Below are 16173 nucleotides of genomic sequence, written 5' to 3' on the forward strand. Positions count from 1 at the left end.
ATGACGACAGCCGTCGTCGCGCTCGGGCTGGCCCTCGGGGGCCTCCTCGCACCGGCCGGCGTCGGCCCTGCCGCGGCGGCCGACGGCCTCACGGAGGAGTCCCGTGCGCGGTACGTGGTCAAGGCCAAGGGGGCCGTGACCGCGCAGATCACCACCACCATCACGAACGTCACGCCGAACAGCGGCTCGTACATCTACTACTTCGACGCGTACGGGATCGCGGTGCCGGCCAGCGCGAAGAATGTGCGGGCCACCAGCGGCGGTGCCTCGTTGTCGGTGAGGTTGGAGGACGAGCCCGAGGACCCCAGTATCCAGTGGGCCACGGCGTCCTTCGCCCCGCTCAACTACGGGCGGACGCGAACCATCACGTGGACCTACGAGATCGGAGGGTCAGGCTTCCGGTCGAAGGACTGGGTCCGGGTCGGTCCCGGCTTCGCCACCTTCGCGGCACAGACCACCGGCGACGAAGGTCGCACAAGCGTGGAGGTCGTCGCCCCGCGGCGCATGGACTTCGACGCCTCCGTGGAGTTCGACACCAAGCGTCAGGGCGGCAAGAACGTCTACACCCTGGACGAGCGCACCGACGAGTACGGGACGTGGGCAGCCGTCTCCCTGCGGGACCCCGAGAAGTCCGACACCCGCGACGTCACCGTCGGGGAGGACGTCATCACCCTGCACAGCTTCCCCGGCGACACGAGGTGGCAGGAGTTCGCCGCCGACCACCTGGAGACGGGGATCCCCGTCGTGGCGGGCATCGTGGGCAGCGAGTGGCCGGCCAGCATCGACACGGTCCGCCAGGACACGTCCCCGAACGTGCTCGGCTACGGCGGGTGGTTCAGCGACGACGAACGGGAGATCGTGGTCGACGAGAGCCTCGACCCGTCCCTCCTCCTGCACGAGCTGACGCACGCCTGGCTCAACTACGACACGATCGAGGGCCGGTGGCTCGCCGAAGGGCTGACCGAGGTCGTCGCGCATCGGGCCGTCGACGCGCTGGATGCCGAGGCCGAGGCTCTCGAGCCTCCGCGCCGGAAGGCGAAGATCGCCTATCCGCTCGCAGAGTGGGCGGATGCCTACACCCTCGAGCCCGAGGAGGAGGCCTACGGGTATGCCGCCGCCTACACGGCGGCGAAGCAGCTCACGGCCGGTCTGGAGGGCGCCGACTTCACGGCGCTGGTAGCCGACGTCGTCGAGGGGACGAGCGTGTACGCCGACCCGGACCGTCCCGGCCAGCTGGCGGGCACCACCGACTGGGGACGGTTCCTCGACCTCCTCGAGATGCACGGAGCCGCCGACGGAGCCGAGAAGGTCCTGGACCGGTGGGTGCTCGATGCCGATGGCAAGGCCCTGCTGGAGGCTCGCGCCGAGGCGCGGGAGACCTACGGGACGGTCGATGAGTCGGACGGCGACTGGCTGCCACCGCTCGGGCTGCGCGCGGAGATGACCCGGTGGAACTTCGACGCCGCGCTGAAGAACGCCGAGGAGATCGGTGCATCGGCGCCGCTCGCCGCCGAGGTTCAGCAGACCGCCGAGCGCGAGGGCCTTCCCGTCCCGGACTCCGTGCGGCGCGCCTACGAGGACGCCTCTCGCAGCAAGTTCGAGGATCTCGCGCCCCTCCTGCAGGACGCTGACGCGGCGATCGCTCGGGTGGGCCAGGTGTCGCAGTCCGTCGCCGCCCAGAGTGATGTGCTCACCGAGCTGGGGGAGGCCGTGCTCGACGTCGAGGCCACCGCTGTCGAGGCGCGTGCGGCGCTCGACGACGGCGAGATGGACCAGGCCCAGGCGCTCGCCGACGATACCTCCGAGCAGGCCGGCCGCGCGCTCTGGGTGGGGATCGGCATCGTCGGCGGCGGGCTGGTCCTGCTCGCGCTGCTGGTGCTCGTGCCGGTGCTGCTCGTGCGTCGCCGTCGTCGTCGTCCCGTGGTCCTCACCGAGCCCCAGGTCGTCGCGGTCCTCGCGGCGCCGGGCACGACGGCGGAGGGTGCGGCGCCGGACGCGCCCTCGCCGGGAGACGTGGCCGACGACGGAACCGACGGCGCGAAGACGCCCGTCGGCGGGTAGGGGCTCACCCGAAGACGGCGTGGCGTCCCGCCACAGGCCGTTGTCGTCCGCGTCGTCCGCGTCGTCCGCGTCGTCAGCAGGCGGCGGCGGACCGGCGCCGCGACCTCCGTGCCCGGGTCGGGACCTTCGGCCCGTCGTGCAGGGCCGACGTACCCCCAGGTCCGGGCCGTTGCACCCTGCCGTGGCGGGGTCCGTGGCGGCGATGCTGGTCTCGTCGCCCGGGGACGGATCCGGGCAGCGAGGGCCGGGCTCCCCGGCCGGAGGAGGAAGCCATGACGACCACCGTCCGGGGTCCGCAGTCGGTCCCCACCACGCCGGAGCGCAGGCTGTCGCCCGCCGCCGCGTACACGTTCGCGGTGCTCCGCCTGCTCATCGCCTTCCAGTTCCTGGGGGCCTTCGCGGACAAGACGTTCGGTCTGGGGCTGTCGACGCCGGCCGAGAACGCCTGGCTCACCGGGGGCTCGCCGACGGAGGGCTTCCTCAGCCACGTCGAGGGCCCGTTCGCCGGGTTCTTCGGGGCGCTCGCAGGCGTCGCCGTCATCGACTGGCTGTTCATGCTCGGCCTGCTCGGCATCGGCCTGGCCTTCGCGCTCGGCATCGGGATGCGGATCGCCGCCGTCTCGGGCGCCCTGCTGCTGGTCATGATGTGGATGGCCGCGCTGCCGATCGAGGTCAACCCGTTCCTGGACGACCACCTCATCGAGGCCGTCCTGCTCATCGGTCTGGCCGCCGTCGCTGCGGGCGACACGCTCGGGCTCGGCCGCCGCTGGGCCGCGACCGACCTCGTCCAGCGCTACCCGATCCTGCGCTGAGCGTGGCGCGGGACCGATCGCACCGCTGACACTCCCCGAGGCCCCCGGCCTCGGGGTCGTCGGCACGGTGGGACCTGGGGGCCGCGGCACGTCGTGCCGGGCAGGTCCGGGTCCCGCACGATGGAGGAACAGGACCGAGGAGGATGCGATGAGCGAGCGACACGGAGTGGTCGTCGGCGTGGACGGCTCGGCGGACAGCGACCAGGCGCTCTTCTGGGCGGCGGCGGAAGCCGTCCGCCGGGGCACCACGCTGACCGTGCTGAGTGCGTACGACGTCTCGACCGTCCCGGGCGGCACCGGCAACGGGATCGGGCCGGAGGCGAGGCACGACGAGGCCACCCAGGTGGTCGGACGGGCCGCCGACCGGCTGGCGAAGGCCCGCGAGGAGTGCGCCGGCCAGGTGCCCGAGGCCGACGACATCAGCTGGGAGACGGTGCGCGGTTCGGCAGCTGGCGCGCTCGTCGAGCACTCCGGGAGCAGCGCGCTCGTGGTCGTCGGCCGACGTGGTCTGCACGCCTTCGACCGGGTCGTCCTGGGCTCGGTCTCCGCGGTCGTGTCGGCCCGGGCGAACGGTCCGGCGGCCGTCGTGCCGTTCGACCCCGTCGCGGCGACGGCGGACTGCCCGGGAGACGTCGTCGGTCCGGTGTGGCGCGTCGTCGCCGCGGTGGACTTCGACGACCACCTGGACCGGGTGCTCGACCTCGCCTTCGAGGAGGCCGCGCACGCCGGCGTCCCGCTGCTCCTGGTCCACGCACTCCACTCGGAGTTCATCGCCGGTCCCTACGCCATGGAGACCGCCTGGGTCCACGAGTACGAGACCGAGGCGACGGCCCGCCTCCAGGACAAGCTGGTCGGTGCGGAGCGGAAGCACCCGACGGTGCAGCGGACCATCGAGATGGCACGCGGGTCGATCGTCGACGTGCTCACCCGACGGCTCAGCCGGCACGACCTCGTCGTGGTCGGCGGTCGGCCGCACGCGCCCGTCCTCGGACGGATCTTCCGGTCGGACGCCGACCGCCTCGGGCGGGACGTCGAGTGCCCGGTCATCGTGGCCCACGCGTAGCCTGATGACCATGAGCGAGCAGTCCGTGCGGGTCTTCCTCCTGGACGACCACGAGGTCGTCCGTCGCGGCGTCGCGGACCTCCTCGAGGCCGAGCCCGACCTCGAGGTCGTCGGCGAGGCGGGGTCGGCCTCGGAGGCGCTGGCCCGCATCCCGGCGCTGCGGCCGGACGTCGCGGTGCTGGACGTCCGGCTCCCCGACGGCGACGGGGTGAGCGTGTGCCGCGAGCTGCGGTCCACCACGGACGTCGCGTGCCTCATGCTCACGTCCTTCGACGACGACGAGGCCCTGTTCGACGCGATCCTCGCCGGCGCGGCGGGCTACGTCCTCAAGCAGGTGCGGGGCAACGACCTCCTCGCGGCGATCCGGACGGTCGCCGCCGGGGGGTCCACGCTCGACCCCCGGGCGGCCCGGCTGGTCATGGAACGGATGCGGTCCCAGGACCGGCCGGACGCCGACCCTCTGGCGGACCTCACCACCCAGGAGCGTCGGGTGCTGGCACTCATCGGCCAGGGGCTCACCAACCGGCAGATCGGTGCCGAGCTGTACCTCGCGGAGAAGACCGTGAAGAACTACGTCTCCAGCGTGCTGGCGAAGCTCGGCCTGGAGCGCCGCGTCCAGGCGGCCGTGCTCGCCACCCGCCTCGAACGGCCCTGAGCCGACGACGACGGCGTCACGGCGCCAGGGGGACGCTCCAGCGCAGCTGTGTCCCCGGCCGCGCGTCCTCGGCCGCGAACGTCCCGCCCAGCTCCTGGGCGCGTCTCTCGAGGTTCGCCAGCCCGCTCCGGGCCGCCCCGGCCGGGAGCCCGCCCCCATCGTCGCGCACGGTGAGCGTGATCTCGTCCCCGGCGACGAGGTCGACGCTCGCCGTGCGTGCCTCGGCGTGCCGGGCGACGTTCGACAGCGCCTCACGGACCACGGCCACGAGGTGGTCCCCGACGGGCGGGGCCACCAGGGTGTCCACAGGCCCGGTCATGCGCAGCGCGGGGGTGAAGCCGAGGGTGCGGGTGGCCGCGTCGACCTCGGCGACGAGGCGGGCGCGCACGCCGACCCTGCGCGCGCCGCCGGTGGACGGGCGCAGCCCGCGGATCGTGGTGCGGATCAGGCTGATCGTCTCGTCGAGATCGCCCACGGCCCGGTTCACCCGGTCGGCGTCGGCGGGGGCGTCGTCCTGCAGCCGCCGTCCGACACCCTCCAGGGACAGCCCGGTGGCGTACAGGCGCTGGATCGCCAGGTCGTGCAGGTCGCGGGCGATGCGGTCCCGGTCGCGGACGACCGCGAGCCGCTCGGCGTCGCGACGGCGTTCGGCGAGCTCGAGGGCGACCGCGGCCTGTGCGGCGAACGCGGCCAGCGCGTCGACGACCACCCGCGGGAACGGCGGGGTGCCCAGCCGTCGCCCGACGGTGAGGACCCCGGCCGTCCGTCCCGGCCCTCCGAGCGGCAGCGCGGCGAGCGGGCCGACGACGCTGGGCGGGTTGAACGAGAGCGTCTGGCGCCGGTCGGAGGCGGCGTCGGCCGTGACGGCGGGACGGCCGGAGACGTAGGCCTCCGCGGCGAAGGTCCCCTCCAGCCGGACGTCGGCGCCGACGAGGCCCTCGGTGCCCGGTCCATGGGCCGAGCGCACCCGCAGGCGGTCGGCCGACTCGTCGGGGACGGTGGCCAGCACGGCCACGTCGGCTCCCGCGACCTGCAACGCCTCGCGCGCGACGGCGTCGAGCACCTCCTGCGGCGCGTCGCCCTCCAGGACCCGGCGGGAGATCTCGTCGTTGCCGTGCGCCCAGCGCTCCCGCAGCCGGGCCTCGTCGTACAGCCGGGCGTTCTCGACGGCGACGCTGGCGGCCGAGGCGAGCGCCTCGACGAGCCGTTGGTCCTCGGCGCTGAACTCCATGCCGCCGCGCTTGTCGGTGAGGTACAGGTTGCCGAACGCGCTGCCGCGGACCCGGAGCGGGACACCCAGGAAGGTCCGCATCGGGGGGTGGTGGGCGGGGAAGCCGACCGAGCGGTGGTCCGCGCTCATGTCAGGCAGCCGCAGGGCCACCGGGTGCCGGATCAGCTCGCCGAGCAGTCCCCGGCCACGGGGGTACGGGCCGATGGCACGGATCTCGTCCTCGGTGAGCCCGACGGTGATGAACTGGGCGATCTGCCCGTCCTCGCCGAGGACCCCCAGGGCGGCGTAGCGGGCGTCGGCGATGTCGGCGGCGGCCTGCACGACGCGCTGCAGCGTCGTCTCGAGGTCGAGGCCGCGGCCCACGGACAGCACCGCTCCCAGCAGCACGTCCGCGTCGTCGCTCATGTGGCCACGCTAGCGGTGCCGGGCCTGTCCGGCCCGGGACCTTGGTCCCGCGCGCCGGGGTCGACAGCCCCTTCTGCGGCCCGTGCCCGCGTGGCGTACTGGTGTCCAGGACCTATGGAGGAGGACGCCATGAGCGAGAAGCGGTACGGAGTGGTCGTCGGGATCGACGGTTCGTCGGCCGGCGACCAGGCGCTCGAGTGGGCCGCCGCGGAGGCGGTCCGACGCCGGCAACGGCTGACGGTGCTGTCCGCCTTCGAGGTGACCACCATGCCGCTCGCCGACACCTACGGGACGGGGCTGGCGTCCCTGCGGGAGTCCGCCGAGGACGTCGTGGGCTCGGCGATGCGTCGCCTCGCCGAGCTGCGTCGTCGTCGGCCCGGCTCGGTGCCCGCGGTCGAGGACATCGACCACGAGACCGTCGAGGGCGCGCCCGCCGGCGTGCTCGTCAAGCGTTCCGAGAACAGCGAGCTGGTGGTCGTCGGGCGGCGGGGCCTCAACGCCCTGGACCGCCTGGTGCTCGGCTCGGTCTCCGCGGCGCTCCTGGCGATGGCGAAGGGCACGGTCGCCGTGGTGCCCACCGACCCCGTCGCGCTGCGGTCCGCCTCGGCGGCCGACGTCGTCGGACCGGTGTGGCGCGTCGTCGCCGCGGTGGACTTCGACGACCACCTGGACCGGGTGCTCGACCTCGCCTTCGACGAGGCCCGGCACGCCGGCGCGCCGCTGGTCGCGGTCCACGCCCTGACGGAGGAGTTCCTCGCGGGCCCGTACGCGATCGCCGGTGGCTGGGTTCACGAGTACCGCGACGAGGCGAAGGAGCAGCTCCAGGAGGAGATGAGGCGCTGGGAGGAGAAGTACCCGACCGTGCACTGGTCCGTCCAGGTGGAGCACGGGTCGGACGCGGACGTCGTCGCCTCGCGCCTCGGCCGCCACGACGTGCTCGTCGTCGGCGGACGCCGGCACACCCCGGTCATGGGACGCGTCCTGCGGTCCGTGCCCGACCGCCTCGGGCGAGAGGCTCCGTGCCCTGTCATCGTGGCGCACGCGCAGCCGTGACCCCCTGGCTCCCGCCTGACCGCCGGCCCCCCTGGCGGTCAGGCGGGTTCGTCGTGCAGGATCCGCTGGAACAGCAGGTGGTCCGCCCAGCGTCCGGCGATGCGCAGGTACCGCGGAGCCAGGCCGATGCGGGCGAACCCGGCCCGCTCGAGGACCCGCTGGGACGCCGTGTTGTGGAGGAGGGTCGCCGCCTGCAGGCGGTGCAGCACGAGGTCGTCGCGGGCCAGTCCGACGGTGGCCCGCACGGCGGCCGTCATGATCCCGCGGCCGGCGAGCCCGGCGTCGACCCAGTAGCCGAGGTGCCCGTTCTGGAAGACGCCGCGGACGACGTCGCTGACGTTCACGCGGCCGACGATCGCGTCGCCGCGGGCCAGGACCAGGGGGCACTGCCGTCCAGCCTCGTGCTCGCGGAGCCCGACCAGGACCTGCGCGGTCTGGCGCTCGGCGGTGAAGAACGCCTCGGTCCGCGCCGGCTCCCACGGTGCGAGGTGCTCGCGGTTGCGGGTGTACGCCGCGGCGAGCCCCGGCCCGTCGTCGGACCGGAGCAGGCGCAGGGTGATGCCGTCGGGCAGGGAGATCGGCAGGGGCACGACGGCGAGCCTAGCTACAAGCCGTCGGACTCCGAGCGCAGGCGGGGCTCGGTGCGCAGCTGCGGGTTGTACCCGGCCTTGTCGGCATAGAAGGCGCGGATGCGGTCCATGTCGGCACCGACGTCGCCGGTGAGGTCGAGGGTCGGGCCCAGGCCGGTGGTCATGGTGGTGCGGTCCACGTAGCCGAGGGTGACGGGCAGCCCGGCCTCGCGGGCGATCCGGTAGAAGCCGGACTTCCAGCCCTCGCCGGAGCGGGTGCCCTCGGGGGTGACCACGAGGTGGAAGACCTCGCCCCGGGACACGTGGTCCAGGACGTCGTGCACGACGCGCGACGGGTCGCGGCGGTCGACGGGGATGCCGCCGAGAGCCCGCATGACCGGGCCCTTCCAGCCGTTGAACAGCGTGTGCTTGCCCAGCCAGCGGATGTCCAGGCCGAGCCGCCAGGAGATGGCGAGCATCAGCACGAAGTCCCAGTTGGACGTGTGGGGTGCGCCGATGAGGATGCCGGCCTGGCGAGGGGCCGGCTCGCTGCGCAGGGTCCACCGGCTGAGTCGCCAGAAGAGGCCTGCGACGGCGCGGCGCAACGGGTTGAGCATCGTCCGAGTTTAGTCGCGCGCCGCCGGGGCCGGTGCGGCGTCGTCGGTGTCCGGTGTGCCGCCGTCCGCGGCCGGACCCGTCGCCGTGCGGTCGAGGGCGCGCAGCCGTTCGACGATCTTGAGGAGGATGGCGACCACGGGCGTCGACAGCGCGGCGCCCAGCAGGCCGAACAGGGCGCCACCAGCGATCGTCGAGCCGAGGATGACGATCGGGTGGAGGCGCAGCGCCCCCTGGGTCATGAAGGTCTGGATGATCGTCTGCACGCCGTTCTGGGCGACGAGGATCACGGCGAGCATCACCAGGGCGGGCACCAGGCCACCGGATCCGAGCGCGATGAGCACCGCGAACGCCCCCGAGACGATCGCGCCGAGGAACGGCACGTACGAGGTGATGAGCGTGACGACGGCGATGGTGAGGGCCAGCGGGAGGTCGAGGAGCCAGGCGGTGACGCCGACCATGACCGACACGACGACGCTGGAGGCCGTCAGGGCGAGGAAGTACCGCCGCATCGCCCACGTGCTGTCGTCGATGATCCCGGCACCGACGTCCTCGGTGACGCCCAGATGGCGGGCGGTCCACCGCGTCAAGGAGTCCCAGTCGGCCAGGATGAAGTAGAGCAGGAAGAGGCCGACGAACGTGCCCATCGCCAGCGCCGCGGTGCCGGAGAACACGTTGCCGAGCTGCGCCGTGAATCCGGACAGCAGCACGGTGCCCCACGGGGGGAGCCCGCCCGCCTCGCTGTCGTCGACCTCCGGGATCTCCAGGCCGAGGTCGGCCGCCCAGACCTGGACGGCGTCGAACCCGATGGTGAGCTGCCGGCCGATCTCCGGAGCCTGCTGCACGACGCCTCGTATCGCGAGCCCGACCGTCCCCGCCGCGACGAGCAGCAGACCCAGCAGCACGACGATCGCGGCGAGCCAGCGCGGCATCCACCGGGTGAGCCGCGAGCACAGCGGGGCGAACAGCGCGCCCACCACGAGCGCCACGATCAGCGGCACGACGAGCCCCGAGATCAGCGACGTGCCCAGATAGACCGCGACCGCCGCCAGCGCCAGCCCCACGAACGCCCAGGCGCGTCGTCCCCAGCGTTCCAGGGTGGAACGGTCGTTCCCGACGGCGGCGGCGTCGACAGGGTTCATGGCCCGAACCTACCGGGCGCTGCTGCCGTCACGCCGCGTAGAGAGCGGCCACGTCCTCGATCTGCGACCACGCGGCCGCCACGGGGTCGTCCGCTCCGTCAGCCGCCAAGGCGAGCGTGTCGAGCATGACGTGCCATCCGACGGCGAACTCGGGCGCGGGGCCCGAGGCCACGTCCGCATGGGTCAGCGTGAGGCGCGTGCCGCCGTCGTCGGCCGCCAGCTCCCAGCGCACCACCGAGTCGGGGACGCCGTCCCAGACCCAGGTGTGCTCGATCAGGGAGGGCTCCTCGACCGCGGTGACCTCGCCGGTGGCCGTGCCCTCCTCACCGAAGTCGAACACGGCCCCGCCACCGACATGCGGCTCGATGCGGCAGCCCGGCAGCCAGCGCTCCAGGAGCTCGGGGTCGGTGAGCCACGCCCAGGCGCGCTCCGGAGGAACGGGCAGGTGCCGGACGAACTGGATCTGCGCGGTCCCGGACGGGTCGAGACCCAGGGTGCCGCGGGCGGTGTCGATTGTCATGGTGTCCCTCTCTCGTCGGGTGCTGCGCCGATCTCGTCGGCGGCGATCTCGCGCTCGAGCCGGTCGAGCGCGTCGTTCCACCGGTGCTGCTGGGCCTCGAGCCAGGCCCCCGCCTCCGCGAGGGTCTCGGTGCGCAGGGAGTAGCGGCGCTCGCGGCCGGCCTTGCGGGCGGTGAGGACCCCGGCGGAGACCAGGGCGGTCAGGTGCTGGGACACGCCGGGGCGGGAGATCGCGAAGTGCGAGGCGATCTCCCCGGCGGTGCGCTCCTCGGCGGAGACCAGCTCCACGATGCGGCGCCGGTGCGGGGTGCCGAGGGCCTCGAAGACGTCCATGGATATAGGTAAGCAGGTTCTTACGCGTTGCGCAGACCTGCCGTCGCGGATCGGACGCCGGACGGGACGGCGTGCCAGGATCGGGGCATGGACACCGGGGAGCAGTGGGGCGACGTCGACGACTATCTGGCCGGTGAGCTGGTCACCGAGGACGAGGCGCTGGTCGCGGCGCGTGCGCTGGGACAGGTTCGCGATCGCCCGCGTCCGCTGAGCGGCCGGGATCTGGAGCTGAGTGGCGCGTGCCTCAGGCGATGTGGCGCTCGATGACGCGGGCGGTGGCCGCGGCGCCGTCCGCGCCCGCGTATGCCTCCCGGACCTCGGCTGCGGCGGTCCGGACGGCCGGGTCGTGCAGCACGCGGTGCACGGCCGTGCGGAAGTCCTGCGCGCCGACCCGCCGAGGTGAGACCGCGACGGCGTTGCCGCGCTCCGCGCACCGGCGCACGTGCCACGTCTGCTCCGGCTGCAGACCCATGCCGACGAACGGCACGCCGGTCGCGCAGGCGGTCTGCACCGTGCCCTGCCCGCCGTGCAGCACGGCGGCGTCCACCAGGCCGCCGAGGCGGTGGGCGGGCAGCAGGTCGGTGACGTGGACGTTCGGCGGCAGGACGTCGTCGGGCTTGAGGTAGTGGCGCACGGGCGCGACGACGTTCACCGGCAGGTCCGCGAGGGCACGTGCCGTTCGCAGCACCAGGGCTCGGCTCGCCGACGACCCGAGCCCCAGGTACACCAGCGGCTCCGGTGCGGCGGCCAGCTCCTCGACCACGGGCGGCAGCGGCGCGTCGAGGTGGGCGAAGATCGGGCCCACCCGCTCGAAGTCGTCCGGTAGATCGAAGCCGTCGAGCTCCCAGTCCATCTCGGTGAGCAGGTTGTGGTCCGCGCGGAGCAGCGAGGCGGCCGTGCGCAGGGCCGGCACCCCGTGCTCGCGGGCGACCGTCGCGAACGCTCGTGGAGCGAGCGGCGCCGAGGTGTACGCCCAGCGGAAGGCCGACGTCGCGAGGCGGTCAGCGGCACGGGCCAGACCGCTCCCGCCGCCGACGAACTCCATCCGGCGTGTCTGCTCGACCTGCGGACCGGTCAGCGCGAACGGAACCGGGTAGAACAGCGGGACGCCCTCCGCCCGGGCAGAGAGGAACGACGTGAGGTTCGATCCGGTCACCACCGCACGGGCCCCGGTCTTCCGGACGAGCTGGCGTTCGACCGCCACCCGCTCGCGCATCAGCGCGGTGGTGAAGGGAGTGCGCAAGGACCGACCCTGGTCGAACGCCAGCGCCTGGTCCCGTTGCGCGCGCGACCACGCCGGCAGGCACGCGCGGTACGGGAAGCCCGCATCGCGGACCAGGTCGACGTAGTCGTGCTCGTAGCCCATGAACACCGGTGAGTGCGCGGGGTCGAGGGCGCGGGCGACCTGGATCATGCGCGTGGTCTCCGCGAGGTTGAACATCACCGGGCAGAACAGGACGGTGCTCACGCGTACCCCCATCGGTGGTCGTCACCACGAGTATGGTGCGTCGAGCCCCCGCGCCGCTCCCCTCAGCCCGTCCCGCCGTCCGGGACGTCGATCGCTGGGCCGTCGAGGTCCTCGACGTCGGGGATCTCCGGGACGTCCAGGTCGAAGGTCGGGATGTCGATCGGCTCGCGGTCCTCCCACTCCTCCATCCGCTCCCGGTTCTCCCGCAGGACGCAGCTGATCCGGGTGTAGCGCGACCCGCCGCACGTCGAGTCCGAGACACCGGACCCGGGCGTCGCGACGTACCGGCCGTCGGCGTCGTGCTCGTTCGGCAGGACGGGCACGTGCGCGACGGCGAACAACCCGCTCGCGCCGATCACCGCGGTGGCCAGGACGAGCCCCGCGACGCTCACGGTCTCGCGCGCGCCACGTCCGGCGCCCCCGGTGGCGGCGGGCTCGGCGCCCTTCCGGCGCAGGGCGGCGCCGAGCGCACGGAGCTGCCAGACGGCCAGGAGGCCAGGGAGCAGCCACGTGACGGCACCGAGAGCCGCGACGGGCAGCGCGTCGGGCCGTGCGGCACCCGATGCGGTCGCTGCGCTCGGCAGCGCGACGAGCACCACGAGCGCGGCCCGGCGTGCCGTCGTCGCCCGGAAGCTGCCGCGCAGCGCATCCATGCGCGTCAGGCCCGGCTCGGAGGCCCCGAGGTGCCCGGCGTCCCGCGCGTGCCGCAGCATGGTGCGCGGCAGCATGACCGCGCCGGTCCCCGCAATCAGCAGCGCGAGGGCGAGCACGACGAGGAACCACCGGACGGCGACGGCGTCGCGCACCAGGAGCAGGGTGGCCAGCGCGAGGACCGCGGCGACCCACCCCGTCACCAGCCCGACCGTGCCGAGGCGACCGGGCCAGGTGCCGTCGAGCAGGCTGCGGCGCACCAGCACCCGGGGCACGTGGTGCAGCACCGACCACGACCGGAACGCCGAGACGACGAGCAGCACGGCGAGGACCGCGGCCCAGATCGGGAGGAGTCCGACCATGCTGTCCCGCATGGTCCACGCCAGCAGGAGCACGGCTGCGGTCACGACGGCGATCGCCGTGTCCATCGGCGCGAGCAGTCGCTGCCAGACGCGCAGGAACAGCACGTACCCGGCCTCGGCATGCTCGGGGTTCTGCGCGAGGACCCCGACGAGCGCCTTGGAGTGCTGACCGTCGTCCACCGAGAGCTGGGCGTCGGCGTAGAGCAGGCCCTCGTGCTGCGGGGCCGTCGCCAGGCCCTGGCGCACGAGCGCGCGGGCCCGGTCGCGTTCGCCCAGCCGGGTGTGGATCGACGCGGCGCCGAGGAGCCGGCTCGGGTTCTCCGGCTCGAGCTCGAGGGCCCGGGCGACCTGCCCCCTCGCCAGCTTGCGGTCCTGGGGTCGCACGCGGCCGCTCAGGAGGACGTCGGCGTGCTGGACGAGGGTCGCCGCGTCGTCGGGCCGGAGCTCGAGCGCGCGCTCGACGGCGGCGCGCGCCTCGGTGAGCCGGCCGCAGTTCTGCCGGGCGACGGACAGCAGCACGTGTCCCTGCGCGAGGTCCGGCGAGCCCGCCACGACCTGCTCGAGGATCCGTTGCGCCTCCGCGGAACGCTGCAGGCGCAGGTGGAGCCAGCCCGCCGTCAGGTGCAGCCGGACGTCGTCCGGGTGCTCGGCCAGCGCGGCCGTGATGCCGTCGAGCGCCTGCTCGGGCCGGCCGGCGTCGACCAGCATCTCGGCGCGCGTGACCTGCCCGGCCACCGGGTCGTGCCCGGGTGGGGACCCGGTGCTCACAGCATGTGGCGCGACCGCAGGTACGCCGCCAGCTCGTCGTAGCGCCCGTCGTTGTTGGCGAACGACACGACGTTGCGCGCCGACTGCAGCCACGCCGTCGTCGACGGGCGCACCTCGGTCAGCGCCGCCCGGACGTCGTCCATGGAGATGGGACGGATCTCCCCGCTGGCGATCGAGTCCGTCATCGCCTTCTCGGCGGCCGAGGCGCACAGGTGCTCCAGGTCCGCCCCGGAGAACCCGTCGGTCTGGTCCACGATGGTCGACAGCGAGATCCCCGCGACGGGTCGGCCCTCCAGGTAGTGGCGGAGGATCGACCGGCGCGCGGGCGCGTCCGGCGGGAGCACGAGGATCATGCGGTCGAACCGGCCGGGTCGCAGCAGGGCGCTGTCGACGTCCCAGGGGTGGTTGGTCGCACCGAGCACGAACAGGCCGTCGTTGTCCGACCCCATGCCGTCCATCTCCTGCAGGAGCTGGTTGACGACGGTCCGCATCCCTGACGACCCCGAGTACTGGGTCCGCTTGCCCCCGATCGCGTCGACCTCGTCGAGGAACAGGACGGCCGGCGCGAGCGTCCGGGCCCGCTGGAAGAGCCGGTGCAGGTTCTGCTCGCTCTGCCCGATGTACTTGTCGAGGATGTCCGCGAGCGTCACGGTGAGGAACCGCGCGCCGAGCTCGCCGGCGACAGCCCGCGCCATGAACGTCTTGCCCGTCCCGGGAGGCCCGTACAGCAGCAGCCCGCCGCGCAGCGACTTGCCGAAGGCCTTGGCGATCGCCTGGTGGCGCATCGGTTCGAGGAACGCCTCGCGGATGCGCTTCTTCACAGGCTCCAGGCCGCCCACGTCGTCCAGCGTGATCGTCTCGTGGGAGACCTCGAGCAGACCCTCCGCCGAGGGTGTCTCGTCGTGGACGGGCACGGGGGACGGCTCGTCGCTCGGTCCCGCCGGGGCGTCCTCCACGAACGGCTGCGGGACGTCGACGCCCAGCTCGGCCTCCACCCGCTCCCAGTCGAAGCCCTGAGCGTCCGACGACGTCGCTTCCGGTGCCGGGTCCGGTGCCGCCTGCGCTGGGGCCGTCAGCGCGGCCGCGGCCTCGGTGACGAGGGCGAGGGCGGTGCCGTCCGTCGGGTCGAGACGCAGGGCCGTGCTGGCGTTCTCGAGCGCCTCCGCGTGGCGGTCGTGCTCCAGCAGCAGGCGGGCGTACTGCACGCGCAGGGGTGCGTTCTCGGGGGCGGCCTGCACGGCCACGGCCATGTGCTCCAGGATGTCGGACACGGGAGGGCTCCTCGGCTGGCTGCAGGACACGGAGTGGCGCACCGGACAGGTGTGGATGCTACAGCCCGCGCCCGCCGCGGCACCGTGGGAAGTCTCTCGCCCCGGGAGGTGGCCGGAGCCGCCTGGCTGCGGTTCCGTCAGGGACACTGGAGGCAGCAACATCTGCCAAGACGAGGAGTCCTCAGTGCACCAGGGAACTGTCCGATGGTTCGACGCCGACCGAGGTTTCGGCTTCATCGACCGCGGGAACGAGGCCGAGGACCTGTTCGTCCACGCGTCCGAGATCGTCGGCGACGAGGGGCCCAAGGCGCTCCGCGAGGGGCAGGCCGTCGAGTTCGAAGTGGGCGAGGGTGACCGGGGCCCGCAGGCACGCCGCGTCCGTGTCACGGGCGATCTCGCCGCCGACGCCCCCGTGGGCGTGCTCGGCACCGTCAACTGGTACGAGCCCGCCAAGGGGTACGGCTTCGTCACGCCCGACGGCGGTCGCGGCGAGATCTTCGTGCACAGCTCGGCCATCGTCACCGACGGTGTGATCGTGGAGGGTCAGCGGGTGGCGTTCCTCGTCGTCGACGGGGAGAAGGGGCCGCAGGCGGACCACCTGCTCCCGCTCGGGGCCCAGGCCGCCCCGCAGGCGGTGGCCTCCGACGGCGCGGACGGCACGGTGACCTTCTACGACGGCACCAAGGGCTTCGGGTTCATCGTCCCCGACGCCGGCGGCGAGGACGTCTTCGTCCACGCCAAGGCGCTCGCCGGCGGGCTGACCGAGCTGTCCGAGGGTGCCCGCGTGACGTACGACGTCGTCGACGGCGACAAGGGACCGAACGCCCGCAACGTGCGGCTCGTGCGCGGTGCCGGCGGTGCTCGCGGGGGCGCGGACCGCGGTCGGTCGAGTCGCCCGGGATCGGGCGCGCCGGTGCGCGGCGGCGAGGGCACGGTCGCGCGATACGACGCGGACCGCGGCTTCGGGTTCATCTCGCCCGACTCCGGGGGCGCGGACCTGTTCGTGCACGTGTCGGTCGTGCGGGGCGACGAGGTCCTGGAGGAGGGCGACCGCGTCCGCTTCAAGGTCCGGCAGAGCGACCGGGGCCCGCAGGCCGACGGCGTCGAGCTGATCTGAGCTGACGCGCTCCACAGCCCCTTGCCGCCGGGCGGTGTGCGGATCGACGTCTTCCGCTCGGCGTGACCGGCTCCGGCG

16 protein-coding genes are annotated in these 16173 nt (G+C 73.7%); 7 read left to right on the forward strand and 9 right to left on the reverse strand.

Annotated elements, in window-relative coordinates:
• From AC3RJ8_RS01825 to AC3RJ8_RS01840, 4 genes are all read left to right on the forward strand, one after another.
• Nucleotides 1–2061 carry a hypothetical protein gene (locus AC3RJ8_RS01825; RefSeq protein WP_489714264.1) on the forward strand — a complete coding sequence of 687 codons (2061 nt, stop codon included), beginning with the start codon at nucleotides 1–3 and terminating at the stop codon, nucleotides 2059–2061.
• Between the two features lie 272 nt (nucleotides 2062–2333).
• Entirely contained in the window at nucleotides 2334–2873 is a 540-nt protein-coding gene (locus AC3RJ8_RS01830) for a hypothetical protein (RefSeq protein WP_489714265.1), read from the forward strand.
• A gap of 148 nt (nucleotides 2874–3021) precedes the next feature.
• Nucleotides 3022–3936, forward strand: a complete 915-nt coding sequence (locus AC3RJ8_RS01835) for a universal stress protein (RefSeq protein WP_489714266.1) — start codon at nucleotides 3022–3024, stop codon at nucleotides 3934–3936.
• Nucleotides 3937–3946: 10 nt separating this feature from the next.
• Nucleotides 3947–4591 (forward strand): response regulator, encoded by a 645-nt coding sequence (locus AC3RJ8_RS01840; RefSeq protein ID WP_489714267.1) that lies wholly within the window; start codon nucleotides 3947–3949, stop codon nucleotides 4589–4591.
• Between the two features lie 16 nt (nucleotides 4592–4607).
• On the opposite strand, the gene AC3RJ8_RS01845 is transcribed toward AC3RJ8_RS01840, so the two are convergent.
• The gene (locus AC3RJ8_RS01845) at nucleotides 4608–6227 is read right to left on the reverse strand and encodes a sensor histidine kinase (protein WP_489714268.1); all 1620 of its coding nucleotides are present in this window, start codon (nucleotides 6225–6227) and stop codon (nucleotides 4608–4610) included.
• A 129-nt stretch (nucleotides 6228–6356) separates the two neighbouring features.
• Here AC3RJ8_RS01845 and AC3RJ8_RS01850 point away from each other — a divergent pair, with 129 nt between their 5' ends.
• Nucleotides 6357–7280, forward strand: a complete 924-nt coding sequence (locus AC3RJ8_RS01850; RefSeq protein WP_489714269.1) for a universal stress protein — start codon at nucleotides 6357–6359, stop codon at nucleotides 7278–7280.
• Between the two features lie 38 nt (nucleotides 7281–7318).
• Here AC3RJ8_RS01850 and AC3RJ8_RS01855 read toward each other — a convergent pair whose 3' ends face one another.
• Genes AC3RJ8_RS01855 through AC3RJ8_RS01875 form a run of 5 tightly spaced genes read right to left on the reverse strand, consistent with a single transcriptional unit; the run spans nucleotide 7319 to nucleotide 10458 of the window.
• Nucleotides 7319–7870 carry a GNAT family N-acetyltransferase gene (locus AC3RJ8_RS01855; protein WP_489714270.1) on the reverse strand — a complete coding sequence of 184 codons (552 nt, stop codon included), beginning with the start codon at nucleotides 7868–7870 and terminating at the stop codon, nucleotides 7319–7321.
• 14 nt (nucleotides 7871–7884) lie between these two features.
• The gene (locus AC3RJ8_RS01860) at nucleotides 7885–8466 is read right to left on the reverse strand and encodes a 1-acyl-sn-glycerol-3-phosphate acyltransferase (protein WP_489714271.1); all 582 of its coding nucleotides are present in this window, start codon (nucleotides 8464–8466) and stop codon (nucleotides 7885–7887) included.
• 9 nt (nucleotides 8467–8475) lie between these two features.
• Complete coding sequence (locus tag AC3RJ8_RS01865) at nucleotides 8476–9606, reverse strand: AI-2E family transporter (RefSeq protein ID WP_489714272.1); 1131 nt, start codon at nucleotides 9604–9606, stop codon at nucleotides 8476–8478.
• Between the two features lie 28 nt (nucleotides 9607–9634).
• Nucleotides 9635–10126: an SRPBCC family protein gene (locus tag AC3RJ8_RS01870; RefSeq protein WP_489714273.1), complete on the reverse strand. Its 492-nt coding sequence runs from the start codon at nucleotides 10124–10126 to the stop codon at nucleotides 9635–9637.
• Nucleotides 10123–10458 carry an ArsR/SmtB family transcription factor gene (locus AC3RJ8_RS01875; RefSeq protein ID WP_489714274.1) on the reverse strand — a complete coding sequence of 112 codons (336 nt, stop codon included), beginning with the start codon at nucleotides 10456–10458 and terminating at the stop codon, nucleotides 10123–10125. Before AC3RJ8_RS01875 ends, AC3RJ8_RS01870 begins: the two co-directional genes overlap by 4 nt.
• Before the next feature lie 87 nt (nucleotides 10459–10545).
• Here AC3RJ8_RS01875 and AC3RJ8_RS01880 point away from each other — a divergent pair, with 87 nt between their 5' ends.
• On the forward strand, nucleotides 10546–10725 hold the full coding sequence (locus AC3RJ8_RS01880; protein ID WP_489714275.1) for a hypothetical protein: 180 nt from the start codon (nucleotides 10546–10548) through the stop codon (nucleotides 10723–10725).
• Here the strand turns inward: AC3RJ8_RS01880 and AC3RJ8_RS01885 are convergent.
• The 3 genes from AC3RJ8_RS01885 to AC3RJ8_RS01895 form a co-directional block, all read right to left on the reverse strand.
• The gene (locus tag AC3RJ8_RS01885) at nucleotides 10703–11926 is read right to left on the reverse strand and encodes a glycosyltransferase (protein WP_489714276.1); all 1224 of its coding nucleotides are present in this window, start codon (nucleotides 11924–11926) and stop codon (nucleotides 10703–10705) included. The two genes, AC3RJ8_RS01880 and AC3RJ8_RS01885, sit on opposite strands and share 23 nt — an antisense overlap.
• A gap of 62 nt (nucleotides 11927–11988) precedes the next feature.
• Nucleotides 11989–13707, reverse strand: a complete 1719-nt coding sequence (locus AC3RJ8_RS01890; RefSeq protein ID WP_489714277.1) for a tetratricopeptide repeat protein — start codon at nucleotides 13705–13707, stop codon at nucleotides 11989–11991.
• Complete coding sequence (locus AC3RJ8_RS01895; RefSeq protein WP_489714278.1) at nucleotides 13704–14978, reverse strand: AAA family ATPase; 1275 nt, start codon at nucleotides 14976–14978, stop codon at nucleotides 13704–13706. Before AC3RJ8_RS01895 ends, AC3RJ8_RS01890 begins: the two co-directional genes overlap by 4 nt.
• Before the next feature lie 184 nt (nucleotides 14979–15162).
• Between AC3RJ8_RS01895 and AC3RJ8_RS01900 the strand changes: the two genes are divergently transcribed.
• Entirely contained in the window at nucleotides 15163–16095 is a 933-nt protein-coding gene (locus AC3RJ8_RS01900; protein WP_489714279.1) for a cold-shock protein, read from the forward strand.
• Nucleotides 16096–16173 lie beyond the last annotated feature (78 nt).

It is taken from the genome of Isoptericola sp. MSGPD8_1_ISO-PGPR-S23-394 (genome assembly GCF_058072785.1).

Coding starts and splice junctions, on each gene's coding strand:
- AC3RJ8_RS01825 (WP_489714264.1), top strand. CDS start 1: ATGACGACAGCCGTCGTCGCGCTCGGGCTGGCCCTCGGGGGCCTCCTC.
- AC3RJ8_RS01830 (WP_489714265.1), top strand. CDS start 2,334: ATGACGACCACCGTCCGGGGTCCGCAGTCGGTCCCCACCACGCCGGAG.
- AC3RJ8_RS01835 (WP_489714266.1), top strand. CDS start 3,022: ATGAGCGAGCGACACGGAGTGGTCGTCGGCGTGGACGGCTCGGCGGAC.
- AC3RJ8_RS01840 (WP_489714267.1), top strand. CDS start 3,947: ATGAGCGAGCAGTCCGTGCGGGTCTTCCTCCTGGACGACCACGAGGTC.
- AC3RJ8_RS01845 (WP_489714268.1), bottom strand. CDS start 6,227: ATGAGCGACGACGCGGACGTGCTGCTGGGAGCGGTGCTGTCCGTGGGC.
- AC3RJ8_RS01850 (WP_489714269.1), top strand. CDS start 6,357: ATGAGCGAGAAGCGGTACGGAGTGGTCGTCGGGATCGACGGTTCGTCG.
- AC3RJ8_RS01860 (WP_489714271.1), bottom strand. CDS start 8,466: ATGCTCAACCCGTTGCGCCGCGCCGTCGCAGGCCTCTTCTGGCGACTC.
- AC3RJ8_RS01865 (WP_489714272.1), bottom strand. CDS start 9,606: ATGAACCCTGTCGACGCCGCCGCCGTCGGGAACGACCGTTCCACCCTG.
- AC3RJ8_RS01870 (WP_489714273.1), bottom strand. CDS start 10,126: ATGACAATCGACACCGCCCGCGGCACCCTGGGTCTCGACCCGTCCGGG.
- AC3RJ8_RS01875 (WP_489714274.1), bottom strand. CDS start 10,458: ATGGACGTCTTCGAGGCCCTCGGCACCCCGCACCGGCGCCGCATCGTG.
- AC3RJ8_RS01880 (WP_489714275.1), top strand. CDS start 10,546: ATGGACACCGGGGAGCAGTGGGGCGACGTCGACGACTATCTGGCCGGT.